Here is a 17,139-nt window from a genome sequence, read left to right as displayed (position 1 = left end):
AATTGAATGTAAATGATTTTGATTTTGAACTGCCGGAGGAATTGATTGCGCAAACGCCACTTCTTGACCGGACTTCGAGCCGCCTGCTCGTGATGGACAAAGAAACAGGAGCGGTCGAACACAAACATTTCCGCGACATCCTCGGCCATCTGCATACTGGCGACACGCTTGTATTGAATGATACCCGCGTGCTTCCGGCGCGCCTTATGGGGACGAAAGAAGAGACCGGTGCCAACATCGAAGTGCTGCTGTTGAAGCAGACGGAAGAAGATGTGTGGGAAACGCTCGTCAAGCCGGCCAAGAAAGTGAAAATCGGCACGGTCGTGTCATTCGGCGACGGCTTGTTGCGCGCTGAATGCACGGGCGTCCTGGACCATGGAGGCCGCCATTTCAAATTTATCTACGACGGTATTTTTTATGAGATCCTTGACCAATTAGGTGAGATGCCGCTGCCGCCATATATCCGCGAAAAGCTGGAAGACCAGGACCGTTACCAGACGGTGTTCGCGAAAGAGCGTGGCAGTGCCGCAGCACCGACTGCTGGGCTACATTTTACCGATGAATTATTGGGAGAAATCCGCAACAAAGGCGTCAATATCGTATTCATTACCTTGCACGTCGGGCTCGGCACATTCCGCCCGGTGTCAGTGGAATCGATCGAAGACCACGAAATGCACGCAGAATTCTACCGCATCACGAAAGAAACCGCGGATTTGATCAATGATACGAAACAAAAAGGCGGCCGCGTCATTTCCGTCGGCACGACGTCAACGCGCACGCTCGAGTCGGTCGCCAAGAAATTCGGCGGCAAATTACAGGAAGACAATGGCTGGACGGATATTTTCATCTACCCAGGCTATCGTTTTGAAGCGGTAGACGGACTCATCACTAACTTCCATTTGCCGAAATCGACGCTCGTCATGCTCGTCAGTGCCATGTCGAACCGAGATGCCATTTTGAATGCGTATAATGAAGCTGTCCAAGAGCGCTACCGCTTTTTCAGCTTCGGTGACGCAATGTTTATTGAACCGCAGAAAAAGGAGACCGAATCATGACCCATGCAGTAACATACGAACACATTAAAACTTGTAAACAAACAGGTGCCCGCCTTGGCATCGTCCACACGCCGCACGGCTCTTTCGAAACGCCTGCCTTCATGCCAGTTGGCACACAAGCGACCGTCAAGACGATGAGCCCGGAAGAATTGAAGGCGATGAACGCCGGCATTATCTTAAGCAACACGTATCACCTGTGGCTGCGCCCAGGGAACGACGTCATCAAGGAAGCGGGCGGCCTTCATAAATTCATGAACTGGGACCGTCCGATCCTCACAGATTCCGGTGGCTTCCAGGTATTCTCGTTGAGTGAGTTCCGCAATATTAAAGAAGAAGGCGTTCATTTCCGTAACCATATGAACGGCGATAAACTGTTTTTGAGCCCGGAAAAAGCGATGCAAATCCAGAATGACCTCGGTTCGGACATCATGATGGCGTTTGACGAATGCCCGCCATACCCGGCGACGCATGACTATATGAAATCCAGTGTCGAGCGTACGTCGCGCTGGGCGGAACGCTGCCTCGAGGCACATGCGCGCCCGCAAGACCAAGGCTTGTTCGGCATCATCCAGGGCGGTGAGTACGAAGATTTGCGCCGCCAAAGCGCAGAAGACCTTGTCGCGCTCGACTTCCCGGGATATGCGATCGGCGGATTGTCGGTCGGTGAACCGAAAGACGTCATGAACCGTGCGCTCGAATTCACGACGCCGTTCATGCCATTCGACAAGCCCCGTTATTTGATGGGCGTCGGCTCGCCTGATTCCTTGATCGACGGCTCGATCCGCGGCATCGATATGTTCGACTGCGTATTGCCGACTCGCATCGCCCGTAACGGTACCTTGATGACAAGTGAAGGGCGTTTGAACTTGAAAAACGCGAAGTTCAAGCGTGATTTCACTCCGATTGATGAGAAATGCACATGCTATACATGCACCAATTACACGCGTGCGTATGTGCACCACTTATTGCGTGCAGATGAAACCTTCGGAATTCGCCTTACGAGTTATCATAACCTGCATTTTCTGTTAAACTTAATGGAACAGGTGCGTCAAGCGATCCGCGAAGACCGCCTGGGAGATTTCCGCGAAGAATTTTTTGAAGCGTACGGATTCAATAAGCCGAATGCAAAAAATTTCTGAGTTCGAAACGATAGAGAACACGAAAGGGGGAAATTGAACAATGGAAACATTAATTGCGTTATCGCCTTTACTATTGATGTTCTTGCTGATGTGGCTCTTCATCATCCGCCCGGCGCAAAAACGCCAAAAAACGACAGCTAACATGCAGTCGGAATTAAAGCGTGGGGACCGCATCGTGACGATCGGCGGCTTGCACGGCCAAGTCGACGCAGTAGACGACACGACGATCTACATCACGGTGGCAGACGGCACGCGCATGCAGTTTGAGCGCCAGGCAATCGCCCGCGTCGTTGAATAAGAAATTTGCGAAAACCGTCTTCCTTTCGGGAGGCGTTTTTTTCGTCCATTGGGAAATCCACTATACTCTAACTGAACAAAGCTATTTATAGCCTTTATAAGAACAATATTATGCAAAATAAATGAAGCTGTAGATTAAGTAGCCTATTTTGGTTAGTTTCTTATCTAATGTATATACTCAAATTAAAGAGCGGAAGGCGGCGACTCCTGCGGGAATAGCATGAGTCTTGAGACCCCACAGGAAGCGAAGCGACCGAGGAGGCTCAAGCCATGCCCGCGGAAAGCGTCCGCCTGGAGCGATTTCATTAACTTATTTTAACCAAAATAAATTAAACAATTTTCCAAAAATTTTCATGCATTTGTTCTAAAATTTCCATCTGGGAGTTACAATGGAAACAGAACTGCAGAAAGGAGAACCGACATGATGAGCTATCCGGAAAAATACGAGCAGGTGCTGCCAGCATTGGAGAGTAAATGCAGCGAATTCACGTATTTGCAATATGAAACATTCACCCCGGAAGCCTTGTGGGATTATTGCCTGAAAAAAGCGTGGAAAAAGAAAAAAGTCGAAGACATGCGCTTGCATGAGATGGTGTCGGATATTATGGATCTGACAGCCTCCGATTTTGTCGCTTACCATCAGGTGGAAGGCTTTAAAACCGCAAACTTTTTCTCGGAAGACAGCATGGAGGACCTGCAGCAGCTTCTTCGTCCAGCGCGCCAGAAACCGCGCGGGATTTGACACCTTTTGGCACGTCACCGATAATGTAAGTGCTGTGTTCTATATTGAGGAGGAACTATACATATGAAAGCAAGATCTCGCATCATCGCCTTTTTCCTGCTGGTATTCATGCTCATCGGGCTGATTGGCACAACCAGCCTGCCGATCGCCAAAGACATCAATCTTGGGCTGGATCTGCAGGGCGGCTTCGAAGTTCTTTACCAAGTCGAACCGCTCGAAGAAGGCCAGGAAATTACAGAAGAAGTCGTTTCCGATACGACGGATGCACTGAGAAGCCGCATTGATGTGCTCGGTGTCAGTGAACCGAATATTCAAATCGAAAGCGGCAACCGGATTCGCGTCCAATTGGCAGGGGTTGAAGATCAATCATCTGCCCGTGAGCTGCTTTCGACCGAAGCGAATTTATCGTTCCGCGATGCGGAGGATAATGTCATGCTATCCGGTAACGACCTCGCGCAAGGCGGTGCCACGGCCACTTTCAATCAGGAAGGACAGCCGATCGTCACGCTTGAGTTGAACGAACCGGGCAAATTCGCCGAAGTGACTGGCGAAATTGCCCAAAAGCCGGCACCGGATAATGTGTTAGTCATCTGGCTAGATTTTGAGGAAGGTGTCGATTCCTATCAGGAAGAGCGCTTGAAAGCGGATCCGAAGTTCGTTTCCGACCCGCGCGTTTCACAGCGCATCAATTCACCGAGTGTTGAAATCTCCGGTTCCTTTACCGTAGAGGAAACGCAGAATTTGGCAGGTATCTTGAATGCCGGGGCATTGCCAGTGAAATTGGAAGAAATTTATTCGACTTCAGTCGGCGCGCAATTTGGTGAACAGGCGCTTGAACAGACGACATTCGCAGCCGGCATCGGCATCGCGGCTGTCCTCATTTTCATGCTGTTGTTCTACCGTTTCCCTGGCGCGATTGCCGTCATCACGCTTTCCGCTTACGTTTATTTGATCCTCGTGATCTTCGAATGGATTGGCGGCGTGCTGACCTTGCCGGGGATTGCAGCAATCATGCTCGGTGTCGGGATGGCAGTTGATGCCAATATCATCACCTATGAGCGGATACGCGAGGAGCTGCGGACTGGCCAGTCTGTGCGGGATGCGTTCCGTGCCGGAGCTAGATCGTCGTTCTCTGCAATCATCGATGCCAATATCACGACGCTTCTTGCAGCGGCCGTCTTGTTCTATTTCGGCACCAGCTCTGTCAAAGGATTCGCGACGATGTTGATCATTTCCATTCTCGCGAGCTTCCTGACAGCCGTATGGGGTTCTCGCCTGATGCTCGGTCTTTGGGTGTGGAGCGGATTCTTGGATAACAAGCCAGGCTGGTTCGGCTTATCGAAGAACAAGATTCATGCAAAAGAAGAAGACTTGCATATCACGGATTTGACAACGCCTTACGACCGCTTTGATTTTGCCGGCAACCGCCGTAAATTCTTTGCTGCGTCACTTGCGCTCATCTTGTCAGGGATGGTCGTGCTATCGATTTTCCAATTGAATTTGGGAATTGATTTCTCCAGCGGTACACGCGTGGAAGTTACGTCCGAATCCTCATTATCACAAGAGGAAGTGGGAAGTTTCCTTGAAGACGCAGGTTTCCCATCGGATGACATTGTCATGGCAGGTGAAGGTTCTTCCATCGGGGTTGTTCGTTATGCAGAGGAATTCAGCCAACAGGAAATCGATGAGTTGAAATCTGCGGCCATAGATGAATACGGAATCGAGCCGAACGTGTCGACGGTTTCCCCGACAGTCGGGATTGAACTTGCACAAAATGCTTTGTATGCACTTGCCATCGCGGCAGTGGGCATCATTATCTATGTGGCATTCCGATTTGAATGGCGCATGGGTGTTGCTTCTGTCGTAGCATTACTGCACGATGCATTCTTCATTGTTGCCGCATTTAGCATTCTGCGTCTTGAAGTGGATATCACCTTTATCGCGGCCGTGTTGACAATCATCGGGTATTCAATCAATGACACGATTGTCACCTTTGACCGCATTCGTGAAAACATGCGCCGCGTCAAAAAAGTGGAGACGGTCGATCAATTGGAGAGAATCGTCAATACTTCGCTTCGACAGACCTTAACGCGTTCCATCAATACAGTCATGACCGTATTCCTGGTCGTGCTGGCGCTTCTGATTTTTGGCGCTGCATCGATTACGAATTTCTCGATCGCCTTATTGATCGGCTTGATTGCAGGGACGTATTCTTCAATCTTCATCGCTGCCCAGCTATGGCTCGTGTTGAAAAAACGCGAGTTGAATAAAAAAGGGCCAATCGATATCGAGAAGAAAGAACAAGAGTCCAAATGGGGCTCCGACGAACCGGTCGTTTAAGTTTAATAGGACAAAGGGACAGGGTATAGAGTATTAATACCTTGTCCCTTTTTTTGTGCAATAAACCGGCAAGGTGTACGAAGTTTGAATAAGAAAGGATGGTTCACATGAAAATGCAATGGCTTTTATTGCTCGGTCTCGTTTTTGCTATCATCATCGCGATTTTTGCCGTATTCAATGTCGATAATGTGCCGGTCAATTATGTGTTCGGCGAATCACAATGGCCGTTGATCCTGGTCATTCTCGTGTCTGCATTGCTTGGCTTCCTATTGTCGAGCATTCTCGCCATGACACGCACGTACCAATTAAAACGCAAGGTGAAGACGCTCCAAAAAGAAGTGGCGGTCAAGGAATCGCTTATCGCCACGCAGCAGAACGAAATTGCTGAATACCAGAAAGCGGGCGTCACGCCTGATGCCATGGTCGTCACCGGGGAAGAACGGACGCACGATGCAGACGAGTCGCTCCGGTCGCAGCCCAAACGCGACGAGTTCGGTGTCAACGACACAGAAGACCGCCGAGCTGACACGCGCCGCGACGAATTGTAAAAAATGAACCTTTCGGCTAAGCGCCGAAAGGTTTTTGTCTGTCCACTGATGTTGTATAATGTACGGGTGAGGAAGTGAAGACCAATGATAGAATCGAAAAAAAGATGGCAATTGACAACACCGGATGAACAAGCGGTCCAGGAATTACAAGCGGCGCTTTCCTTGTCTTCCGTGCTGGCGAAAATCCTCGTCACACGCGGCATCGACACGGTGGAAAAAGCGCAGGAATTTCTGGATGTCGAATTATCCGGCATACATAATCCGTTTCTGATGAAGGATATGGACGTCGCTGTGGCGCGTATCCAACAGGCGATTGAAGCGGAAGAAAAAATCCTCGTCTACGGCGATTACGATGCCGATGGCGTTACGAGCACAACGGTTATGATGACGGTGTTGGAAGACTTGGGCGCGGATGTGTCGTTCAAGATCCCGAACCGCTTTGACCATGGCTACGGCCCGAATGCAGAGCTGTTCAAAGAAGCCCATGCTGAAGGCATCAACTTGATCGTCACCGTTGATAACGGCGTGTCAGGAATCGAGCCGGTGCGCTTGGCGAATGAACTCGGGATGGACGTCATCATCAGTGACCATCACGATATCGGCGATGAACTCCCAGCAGCACTCGCAGTTATCCATCCGCGGCATCCAGAAGGCAAGTACCCTTTCGGTGAACTAGCCGGTGTCGGCGTTGCATTCAAAATGGCGCAAGCGCTCTATGGCGATATTCCGGACCATTTGACGGAACTTGTCGCCATTGGCACGATTGCCGATTTGGTGCCGTTGCACGGCGAAAACCGCGTGCTCGTCAAAGAAGGCTTGCGTGCTTTGCAAGATTCGCCTATGCCAGCCATTGCGGCGCTCGCGGATGTAGCGGGCGTCAAGCAGCGCGACATTACGGAAGAGACAATCGGCTTCATGTTCGGCCCGCGAATTAATGCGATTGGCCGTCTGCAATCAGCAGACCCGGCCGTGCGAATGTTCATGACTGACGATCCATCGGAAGCGAGATCCTTGGCAGATGGATTGGACGTCTTGAATAAAGAACGCCAGGCGATCGTCAAGGCGATTTCCGAGCAGGCAATCGAGCAAGTGGAAGCGCGCTACGGGGAACAGCTGCCACACGTCATCGTCGTGGCGCAGGAAGGGTGGAACCCTGGTGTTGTCGGCATCGTCGCCTCGAAACTGACCGAGAAGTTCTACCGCCCGTCGATTGTGTTGTCGCTCGATTTGGCGAACGGCAAAGCGAAAGGCTCGGCGCGTAGCATCGAAGGCTTCCATTTATATAATGAACTCGCCAAAAACCGCGACATCCTGCCGCATTTCGGCGGCCACCCGATGGCAGCGGGCATGACGCTTGCTGCGGAAGATGTCGACGAATTGCGCGAACGTTTGAACGAACAAGCGAAAGCGTCATTGACCGCAGAAGATTTGGTGCCGATCGTGTCGATCGATATCCCTGTCACACTTGATGAAGTGAATACGGATACCATCGAAGGCATGCGCCGTCTCGCGCCATTTGGCATGGGCTTTGCCAAGCCGAAATTTTATTTGGAAGGCGTCAAGGTCGCCGGCATCCGCAAAATTGGCGCCAGCCAAGCGCATTTGAAGATGGAGCTGGCACAAAACGGTTCCACTTTGGATGCAGTCGGCTTCGGCATCGGCGAGCTCGGCGATGAACTGACGCCTGATGTGAAAATCGATGTCATCGGCGACCTGCAGATCAACGAATGGAACGGCCGCAAAAAACCGCAGCTGCTAGTCGAGGATATCCGCACGGACGAATGGCAATTATTCGATATCCGCGGCATCCGCCAAGTCAGCCGCTGGTCGAAGCTCATCCCGAAGCAAAACCAGGTATTCGTGGCTTTCCAGAAAGAAACGGAAGCGGTATTCAGTTCATTGCTAGAAGGGCCGATCGTTGGCGCACAAGCTCTCGCTGAATCGGATTCTGCGAAAGATCATCTTGTGCTATTGGATCTGCCCGATTCAGAAGAGCAGTTGTCGACTGTTCTTAAACAGCTGCGGCCAAAGCGTGTCTATGCCCATTTCTATGCGCAGGAATCCCAATATTTCGAGCGCATCCCAGACCGCGACCAATTCAAATGGCTGTTCGGGTTCGTCAAGAAACGCGGGATGTTCGACTTCAAAAAGAACGGTGAAGAACTGGCCAAACATAAAGGCTGGAGCCGGGAAACATTATTTTTCATGCTTCAGGTGTTTTTTGAACTCGGTTTTGTTACACTTAACAATGGAATTACCGAGATTGCACAGGCTCCGGGAAAACGTGATCTGTCAGAAGCGCCGTCTTATAAGAAGCGCGAGCGGCAAATTGCCTTGGAACAAAAGCTCTTGTATGCATCCTATCGGGATCTAAAAGACTGGTTTGACGCCCAAGTGTCAGCCAAGGAGGAAGAATTATGGATTTAAAGCAATATATAACCATCGTAGAAGATTGGCCGAAACCAGGAATCAAGTTCAAGGATATTACATCTTTGATGGACAGCGGCGAAGCCTATAAATACGCAACGGACCAAATCGTCGCTTATGCGAAGACGGTCGATGCAGAACTTATCGTCGGACCGGAAGCACGCGGCTTTATCATTGGCTGCCCTGTCGCTTACGCGCTAGGAATCGGCTTTGCGCCAGTCCGCAAAGAAGGCAAATTGCCGCGTGAAGTGATTCGCGCACAATACGGCCTCGAATACGGGACAGACGTATTGACGATGCACAAAGATGCCATCAAACCGGGGCAGCGCGTCTTGATCACAGACGATCTTTTGGCTACCGGCGGAACGATCAACGCGACGATCAACTTGGTCGAACAGCTTGGCGGCGTTGTTGTCGGCTGCGCATTTTTAATCGAATTGACTTATTTGGATGGCCGCAAGAACCTCGATGGCTACGATGTCACGACTTTGATGCAATATTAAGAAAATCACCTTGCCTTTTTGGGCAAGGTGATTTTTTTTCTGATGGTAGGGTATGGTAGAGAAAGAAACTAGCGAGAGAGGTGATTTCCATGATCGAATTGGACAGACGGTATGACCCTGTGCAAAACAATGAATTGATCGGGCAGCTGTTAAACGATGCAACTCCTCTAGAACAGACTACCAGGGAGACCGAAGCGCTGTTCAATGACATCAAGAAAGATCTCCCGCGTGTACGCATCAAACGGCCTGTCCATTTTTTCGAGAAGCTCTGGTCTGTTTTTGCCGATGAGTATGAAGTTGCGGACGATAACGGTTATGGCACCATCGTGTTTGGCCAGGACTTGTTTCCGGAATGGAAAGGCAAGTTGGACCGCGAATACAAAAAGCTCGATTCGACGATCAACCGGCGTGTCAACATACGCGATTACGGGGCGATCGGCGACGGCATCACCGATTGCACCGAAGCATTCAAGAAAGCGATTGGCAATGGGCGTGTGGAAGTGACGGTCCCGCCTGGCGTCTATCTCGTCAAAGGCATCCGCGTCCCTTCATGGAGCCGGATCGTCGGGGCGGGCAAGACTGCCTCGGTCATCAAGCTGCATCCGAAAGCACCGAAGCGTTCGCGTTTATTGACGAACTCCAATTATGTGACCGGCAACCGCAATATCTCGATCGAAAGCTTGAGCCTCGACTGGAATGTGGAACGGCTCGGCCAGACCGAACGCACCAATGCGTGGGGCAATTATTCAAGCTGTGTCACTTTTGCGGGCGTCACGTACGGCTGGGTACGGGATGTCGAAGCGATCAATCCCGGACTGCACTGCGTCGACATCAGCTCGCCGCTCTATAATTACGCAGGCGACGGCATGCGCGGGAGGGGCGGCAGCAAATACATCTGGGTCGATAAAGTGAACGGTTTCGGTTTCGGGGACGACGGCTTAACGACCCATCATAGCGATTATGTCTTCGTCTCGAACTGCCATTTTTCCGACCCAAGCGGAAAAGCGCATAAAAAAGGCTACTCCAACTCCAATGGCATTGAAATCGATGACGGCTCGAGGCACGTCTGGTTGTTCAATAATTCCACATCGCGCTGCTTCGGCGGCATCGAAATCAAAGCGCACGCCAATTCGTCGGCAGCGTCCGGCGTCTTCATTTCCGGCCATTTGTCGGTCAATGACAACCGCTCATTCAACTTCCGGCATATCGGCCATCACTTGCGGGAAGATCCCGAATCCTTATCGGCCTATAATATCAAAGCGCAGCGCCTCGTTTCACTGGCACCTGTCGAAACGCGGCTTTATAAAGATTCATCGCCGCGCTCGCTAGTCATTTCCGGCTACCGCAATGTTGCGATCAACCGCTTCCTGTTCGAAGGCGATCCGCTCTACGATTATAAAGGGCGGCCCGCCTCCGCCATACAGTACCGGGCTGAGCACATTTCGCTGTCGAATGGCGTGGTACGCGGCTTCCGGACCGCGGGATCTGACATTTCCATCATGGGCGGAAAGCAAAGCGCGCGCAACGTCCGTGTCAAGAATATTATGAGCGTCGATTCATCGAACAAGACCGTCGCAGTGGGCGATGACAGCAAATGGATCATGGTCGACGGCATCCGTAAACAGAAAGCAGACCGCCTGTAGCCCCTGGGGTATTTCCCGGAGATAGATGAAAACACGCAAAAGCTTTACTTTTTAGCGGAAAGTTATCTATAATAAAGAAATACTCTTCTGGAAATAAATAAAGCAAGGTGGGCAATTATGGCGAAAGATCAAGTGAGAACAGTTGAAGATGTATTCGAAATGGTTGCGTCCTATATGAATGCAGAGCACGTAGAAACGATTAAGAAGGCTTACCAGCTTGCCTATGAAGCCCATGATGGCCAATTCCGGAAATCCGGCGAACCGTATATTGTGCATCCGGTGCAAGTGGCCGGGATCCTCGCAGAATTGCAGATGGATCCGGCCACAGTCGCAGCGGGTTTTTTGCATGATGTCGTAGAAGACACCGACGTCAGCCGCGAAGACATCGTCCGCGAATTCGATGAGGAAGTCGCATTATTGGTCGATGGCGTGACGAAACTCAGCAAGATCAAGTATATGTCGAAAGAAGAACAACAGGCGGAAAACCACCGCAAGATGTTTGTAGCGATGGCGCAGGATATCCGCGTCATCCTCATCAAACTGGCTGACCGTTTGCATAATTTGAGAACCTTAAAATACCAATCGGTCGAAAAGCAGCGCATTAAAGCGAACGAGACACTGGAGATCTTTGCGCCGATTGCACACCGCTTAGGGATCAATACGATCAAATGGGAGCTTGAAGACACGGCTCTTCGTTATTTGAACCCTCAGCAATATTACCGCATCGTCAATCTAATGAAGAAAAAACGCACGGAGCGGGAAGATTATTTGAATAATGTCATGGGCGAAATCCGCGTCCAGTTGGATGAGGTTGGCATTGAAGCCGATCTATTCGGGCGTCCAAAGCATATTTACAGTATTTACAAGAAAATGGCGATGCAAAACAAGCAATTCAATGAAATCTATGATTTGCTCGCTGTGCGCATCACGGTCGACAGCATCAAAGACTGTTACGCGGTGCTTGGCATCATCCATTCCACATGGAAGCCGATGCCGGGGCGCTTCAAGGATTATATCGCTATGCCGAAACAGAATTTATACCAATCGCTCCATACGACGGTCATCGGGCCGCAGGGCGATCCTTTGGAAGTGCAGATCCGTACTGAAGAAATGCACCGCATCGCCGAATACGGGGTCGCGGCGCACTGGGCTTACAAAGAAGGCAAGACTTCCGACAAGCCGCTCAGTTCCGTGGATTCCCGCCTGTCGTGGTTCCGCGAAATCCTTGATTTCCAGAACGAATCCGACAATGCGGAAGAATTCATGGAATCACTGAAATTCGACTTGTTTTCGGATATGGTCTACGTGTTCTCCCCGAAAGGCGACGTCATCGAAATGCCAGACGGCTCTTGCCCGATCGATTTTGCCTACCGCGTCCATAGCGAAATCGGCAATAAGACGATCGGTGCAAAAGTGAACGGTAAAATGGTATCGCTCGATCACGAACTGCATACCGGCGACATTGTCGAAATCTTGACATCCAAGCAATCGGTCGGCCCAAGCCGCGATTGGCTGAATATCGCCAAATCGACGCAGGCAAAAAACAAAATCAAGCAATTCTTCAAGAAGCAAGTACGCGACGACAACGTCCATAAAGGGCGCGACCTCGTCGAAAAAGAAATCAAAGCACAGGAATTCACCCAAAAAGAAGTGCTGACAGCGGAGAACATTAAACGCGTCATCGAGAAATACAATTTCGCCAGCGAAGACGATATGTATGCGGCTGTCGGGTTCAACGGCATCACTGCCCAGCAAGTCGTCAACCGTTTGGCGGAGCGCCAGCGCAAAAAGCGTGAGCAGGAAGAAGCCATCGAAAAAATCACCGTGGAAATGAAATCCAATCAGCCGAAAAAACAGACGGAATCCGGCGTCATCGTGCGCGGCATCGATAATATGATGATCCGTTTGTCGAAATGCTGCAACCCGGTGCCGGGCGACGCCATTCTCGGTTTTATCACCAAAGGCCGTGGCGTCTCGGTTCACCGCGCAGATTGCCCGAATATACAGGCAGATGAATCCGACCGGCTGATCCCGGTCGAATGGGAAAATGCGGGTTCGCCTGAAAATAAATCGTATCAAATCGATATCGAAGTGCAGGCATATGACCGCACCGGCTTGATCAATGAAGTGATGCACATGGTCAGCGAGACGAAGACGACGATTACCGCCGTCAGCGGGCGTGCCGACAAAGACAAGATCGCGACGATCAATTTGTCGATCATGATTCCGCATATCTCCCACCTGAACCGTGTCGTGGAACGCATCAAGCAAATTCCAGACGTTTATTCGGTTACACGCGTGACGAACTAAGGAGGAGCTATGAAAGTCGTATTGCAGCGTTCAAAAAAAGCGTCCGTCACTGTTGACGGGCAAATTACCGGGGCAATCGATTCCGGCTATGTTTTATTGGTCGGCATCACCCATAGCGATAGCGAAGCGGATGCAGTTTATGCCGCCAAGAAAATTACAGGGCTTCGCTTGTTCGAAGACGAAGACGGCAAGATGAATCGCTCGATCGAGGAAGCGGGGGGCAGCGTGCTGTCGATTTCCCAGTTCACCTTGTACGGGGACGTGAAAAAAGGGCGGCGCCCAAGCTTTGTCGAAGCGGCGCGCCCTGAACAAGCGGAACCGTTATGGCTGAAATTCAACCAGGAATTGGCAAGCCACGGCCTCCAGGTTGAAACCGGCGTATTCGGCGCAATGATGGACGTCCAGCTCGTCAACGATGGGCCGGTTACCATCATTGTCGATTCGGACGGGGCTAAGAAATAATGAGAAAAAGAGGTGAGCGCATGTGCTTGCCTCTTTCAACTCGTCGAGAAACTCTTGATAATCGTATTTTCCGAAGCTTATTGCTCGCTTTCCGTGGGGCGGGAATCGAGCCTCCTCGTCACTTCGTTCCTGCGGGGTCTCTCAAACCCGCTAGTCCCACAGGAGTCGAGCAAACGCTTCTCCAAATACTCAGTCAGGTCATTGATTAATAAATGTCAAAAAGCTAAGCTCTTTTTTGACTTATAACAGATTACAAACTTATTCAACTCTCTGGAAGAGGTAAGCGTATGTACTTGCCTCTTTTACAATAGAGAAAATAGCTGGAAATGATTCCTTGAAGCTTCCAGCGTCGAGTGATAATCCACTTAAAACAAAGAATGCCCCGCTTCTCATTTGAGAAGCGGGGCATTCGATTTTATTCGCTTAATTCAGAATCGAAATAGCTGATGATGCCGTTGTATAGGCCAAGTGCCGCTTGTTCACGGAATTGGTCGCTCGAGACGATGCGTTCTTCGTTGAAATTGCTGAGGAAGCCAAGTTCGACGAGCACCGCAGCCTGGCGGTTGTCCCGCAAGACGAGGTAATTGCCTTTTCTCGCGCCGCGGTCATCGAGCGTCAATTTACCGGCCAAACCGCCGTTGATGTGCTCGGCCAATTTTTGCTGGTACGGATGCTGGTAATACGAAGTGAAGCCGGAAACGGTGCTGTCTTCCGTAGCATCGTAATGGATGCTGATGAAAGCGTCCGCTGCCACTTGGTGGCTTTCGGAAACGCGGTGGCGAAGGTCGACATAAACATCGGACTGTCTTGTCATAACGACTTCCGCCCCTGCAGAGCGCAGGTGATGGGACAAAATTTCAGCTGTTTTCAAGGTCAGGTCTTTTTCGTTCGTTTTCCGGACGCCGACCGTGCCGCCGTCATTGCCCCCGTGGCCCGGATCCAAGACGATCGTCAAGCCGTTCAATGTGCCGGCTTTTCTGGCCGGTTGTTCTTTTTCGGCCTCGGCTGTTTCAGTGGCTGTTCCTGTACGCACGACCCAATCGGCAATATACGCTTGGCGGCCATCTTCAAGCGCCACTAAATACCATTGGCCTTCTTTGCCTGCGACCGATAGCTGCTTGCCGGCATCCGCCCGCGTAACCACTTCTGAAGAGGTGTTCGCTTGTGCGCGCAGATTCGTGCCGTCGGTAAGGACGGTCACTTGTTCATCGGTAGAGCTTGCTTGTTGTGCGGGCTGGTCGGACAATTCGCCGTAGAAGGCGTAGACCCAGCCGGTTTCACCTTCTGCAAGTTCAAGCTGGACCCAATTGCCGTCCATTCCTTTTACGTTGAACACTTGGCCTTCTTTAACAGAGGCCTGGATTTCCGCGTTTAAACTCGGTTCAGAACGGACATTCAGTGCGTCGACCGCGATGCGGAATGAAGACAGTTTTTCAAGAGCTTGAGCCGCTTCTGCCGGTTCTTCGGAAGAGGAGTCTTCCGGAGATGCGGCTTGTTGCTCAGTCAAGCTTATGTATTGTGTCGAGACGAAGCCGCGGACATTGCGGAATTGGACTTCTGTCCAGTCACCGTGGCTCGCAATCACTTGTGCTTGTTCGCCGGCATTCATTTTCGACAGCACTGCGGAAGATAGATCTGCCTGCGCGCGAATGTTCAAGCTGTCGACAGAAGATACAGCGGTTTGGGCTGATGCCTCTTGTGCTTGTTCTGTACTGACGAGCCAGGAAGCGACCCAGCCTTCTGTATTGCCGTGGCGGATCTCGATCCAATCGCCGCTGCGTGAAACTTGTTGTGCTTTGTCACCTTGTTTCATCGAGCCGATCACTTCATAGCTCAAACCTGGCCCGGTCCGGATGTTGACCGTTGAGCCGGTCGCGGACACCTCGCCGTTATCTGCATGGGCAGGATTCGAAACGGCTAATGGGATCGTGCCAGATAAGGCCAAAATGAAAACCAGCAAGGTGAGTAATAATCGTCGTTGCATAGCGGGCCTCCTAAATTAAGTTCATCTTCATCATAATATCAAAAAAATCAGGCAATGTATGCAAAAGCTTGACAAGATTTCTTCAGCTGATTAAGATTGATTTATTCTACTTATATAATTTTGCTGAAGACGGAGAAAGTAATTGCTGGCATCGACTGAAAAGAGAGGGAAAGCCCTGGGCTGAAAGCTTTCCTGCAGAGATCTGCAACGAACAACACTCTTGAGGTTCTTTACTGAACGGCGCCTTGCGCTTATTAGGCTAAGACGGTTCCGGCCGTTATCCGGACAGAGAGGGCGCAGATTGTTGCGTCAACTAGGGTGGAACCGCGGAAGCTAATTTTTAGCTCTCGTCCCTTGCGCAAGCAAGGGGCGGGGGCTTTTTTGTATGGAAAAGGAGAGATGAAAATGGGCAATATCCAAGCACCGCGCGGCACATATGATGTGCTGCCGCAAGAATCTGCCAAATGGCAGGAAGTCGAACGGACGATCAATGAATTATGCAACCTGTATCAGTACAAGGAAATCCGCACGCCGGTTTTCGAACACACGGAATTGTTCCAGCGCGGCGTCGGCGACACGACCGATATCGTCCAAAAGGAAATGTATACATTCCAGGACCGTGGAGACCGTTCTTTGACATTGCGCCCGGAAGGAACAGCATCCGTCGTGCGTTCATATGTCGAACACAAACTCTTCGGCCAACCTGACCAGCCGGTGAAGCTATACTATACCGGCCCGATGTTCCGCTATGAGCGGCCGCAAGCCGGTCGCATGCGTCAGTTTGTGCAGTTCGGCGTGGAAGCAATCGGCTCGAAAGACCCTGCCATCGACGCGGAAGTCATCGCGCTCGCCATGGACGTCTATAAATCGAGCGGGCTGAAAAGTTTGCGGCTCGTCTTGAATTCACTTGGCGATACCGAAAGCCGCTTGGCGCATAAACAAGCGCTGATCGAACATTTCGCGCCGTCGATTGAAGAATTCTGCGGCGATTGCCAAAATCGCCTGGAGAAGAATCCGCTGCGCATTCTCGATTGCAAAGTGGACCGCGAACATCCCTTGATGGCGACGGCTCCTTCTCTTGCAGATTATTTGAACGAAGAATCGGCTGCTTATTTTACGCAGGTTAAGGACTATTTGGACGAACTCGGCATCAGCTATGTCGTCGACCCGAACCTGGTAAGAGGGCTTGATTATTACAACCACACCGCTTTTGAAATCATGAGCGAGGCAGAAGGCTTCGGGGCAATTACGACGCTTGCAGGCGGCGGCCGCTATAACGGGCTAGTCGAAGACCTCGGCGGCCCGGAATCCCCGGGGATCGGCTTTGCGATGAGCATCGAACGCTTATTGCTCGCACTGGAAATGGAAAAAGTGGAAATCGGACAAGACCAATCGCTTGATGCATACGTCATCGCAATGGATGCGGCATCGAAAAAGAAAGCCGTATCTATTGTCCGCGACTTGCGCGCAAATGGCATCTCGGCGGATATGGATTTCACTGACCGCAAGATGAAAGCACAGATGAAGTCTGCCGACCGCAAAAAGGCACGTTTTGTCATCGTCATCGGTGAATCGGAGCTCGAGAGCGGCAAAGCGGCCGTCAAAGAAATGGCGACGCGTGACCAGCAGGAAGTGCCATTCGGTGAATTGGCTGAAAGCATCCAGAAAAAGAAATCATTGGAGGAATAA

At 51.0% G+C, this 17,139-nt stretch carries 13 protein-coding genes and 1 other annotated feature; of the genes, 12 read left to right on the top strand and 1 reads right to left on the bottom strand.

The features are described 5' to 3' along the window. Positions 1-2 precede the first annotated feature (2 nt). The 11 genes from queA (at position 3) to dtd (ending at position 13,466) form a co-directional block, all read left to right on the top strand. On the top strand, positions 3-1,055 hold the full coding sequence (queA, locus tag DFR62_RS09735) for a tRNA preQ1(34) S-adenosylmethionine ribosyltransferase-isomerase QueA (protein ID WP_135449348.1): 1,053 nt from the start codon (positions 3-5) through the stop codon (positions 1,053-1,055). Further along, entirely contained in the window at positions 1,052-2,194 is a 1,143-nt protein-coding gene (gene tgt / locus DFR62_RS09730) for a tRNA guanosine(34) transglycosylase Tgt (protein WP_121300110.1), read from the top strand. Before queA ends, tgt begins: the two co-directional genes overlap by 4 nt. Before the next feature lie 40 nt (positions 2,195-2,234). After that, positions 2,235-2,492, top strand: a complete 258-nt coding sequence (yajC, locus tag DFR62_RS09725) for a preprotein translocase subunit YajC (RefSeq protein ID WP_121300108.1) — start codon at positions 2,235-2,237, stop codon at positions 2,490-2,492. 420 nt (positions 2,493-2,912) lie between these two features. After that, entirely contained in the window at positions 2,913-3,233 is a 321-nt protein-coding gene (locus DFR62_RS09720) for a post-transcriptional regulator (protein WP_121300106.1), read from the top strand. A gap of 63 nt (positions 3,234-3,296) precedes the next feature. Next, positions 3,297-5,573, top strand: a complete 2,277-nt coding sequence (gene secDF, locus DFR62_RS09715) for a protein translocase subunit SecDF (RefSeq protein ID WP_121300104.1) — start codon at positions 3,297-3,299, stop codon at positions 5,571-5,573. A 107-nt stretch (positions 5,574-5,680) separates the two neighbouring features. Then, positions 5,681-6,121 (top strand): LapA family protein, encoded by a 441-nt coding sequence (locus DFR62_RS09710; RefSeq protein WP_121300102.1) that lies wholly within the window; start codon positions 5,681-5,683, stop codon positions 6,119-6,121. Positions 6,122-6,205: 84 nt separating this feature from the next. After that, positions 6,206-8,548 carry a single-stranded-DNA-specific exonuclease RecJ gene (gene recJ / locus DFR62_RS09705; protein ID WP_121300100.1) on the top strand — a complete coding sequence of 781 codons (2,343 nt, stop codon included), beginning with the start codon at positions 6,206-6,208 and terminating at the stop codon, positions 8,546-8,548. After that, entirely contained in the window at positions 8,539-9,051 is a 513-nt protein-coding gene (locus DFR62_RS09700) for an adenine phosphoribosyltransferase (protein ID WP_058380980.1), read from the top strand. Before recJ ends, DFR62_RS09700 begins: the two co-directional genes overlap by 10 nt. Before the next feature lie 89 nt (positions 9,052-9,140). After that, entirely contained in the window at positions 9,141-10,694 is a 1,554-nt protein-coding gene (locus DFR62_RS09695; RefSeq protein WP_121300098.1) for a glycosyl hydrolase family 28-related protein, read from the top strand. Positions 10,695-10,811: 117 nt separating this feature from the next. After that, positions 10,812-13,004, top strand: coding sequence for a RelA/SpoT family protein (locus tag DFR62_RS09690; RefSeq protein WP_121300096.1), 2,193 nt, complete (start codon positions 10,812-10,814; stop codon positions 13,002-13,004). A gap of 9 nt (positions 13,005-13,013) precedes the next feature. Next, positions 13,014-13,466 (top strand): D-aminoacyl-tRNA deacylase, encoded by a 453-nt coding sequence (gene dtd / locus DFR62_RS09685; RefSeq protein ID WP_121300094.1) that lies wholly within the window; start codon positions 13,014-13,016, stop codon positions 13,464-13,466. A gap of 415 nt (positions 13,467-13,881) precedes the next feature. Here the strand turns inward: dtd and DFR62_RS09675 are convergent, their stop codons facing one another. Then, positions 13,882-15,450, bottom strand: coding sequence for an N-acetylmuramoyl-L-alanine amidase family protein (locus DFR62_RS09675; RefSeq protein ID WP_121300090.1), 1,569 nt, complete (start codon positions 15,448-15,450; stop codon positions 13,882-13,884). A 117-nt stretch (positions 15,451-15,567) separates the two neighbouring features. After that, positions 15,568-15,808, top strand: a binding site (T-box leader). 47 nt (positions 15,809-15,855) lie between these two features. On the opposite strand from DFR62_RS09675, the gene hisS reads away from it, so the two are divergent. Beyond that, the gene (gene hisS, locus DFR62_RS09670) at positions 15,856-17,139 is read left to right on the top strand and encodes a histidine--tRNA ligase (protein ID WP_121300088.1); all 1,284 of its coding nucleotides are present in this window, start codon (positions 15,856-15,858) and stop codon (positions 17,137-17,139) included.

The organism is Planococcus citreus, from assembly GCF_003664125.1.
Classification (GTDB): Bacteria; Bacillota; Bacilli; order Bacillales_A; family Planococcaceae; genus Planococcus; species Planococcus citreus.
The sequence above is the reverse complement of the archived record's forward strand: the minus strand, read 5'-3'. Positions and strand labels throughout refer to the sequence as shown.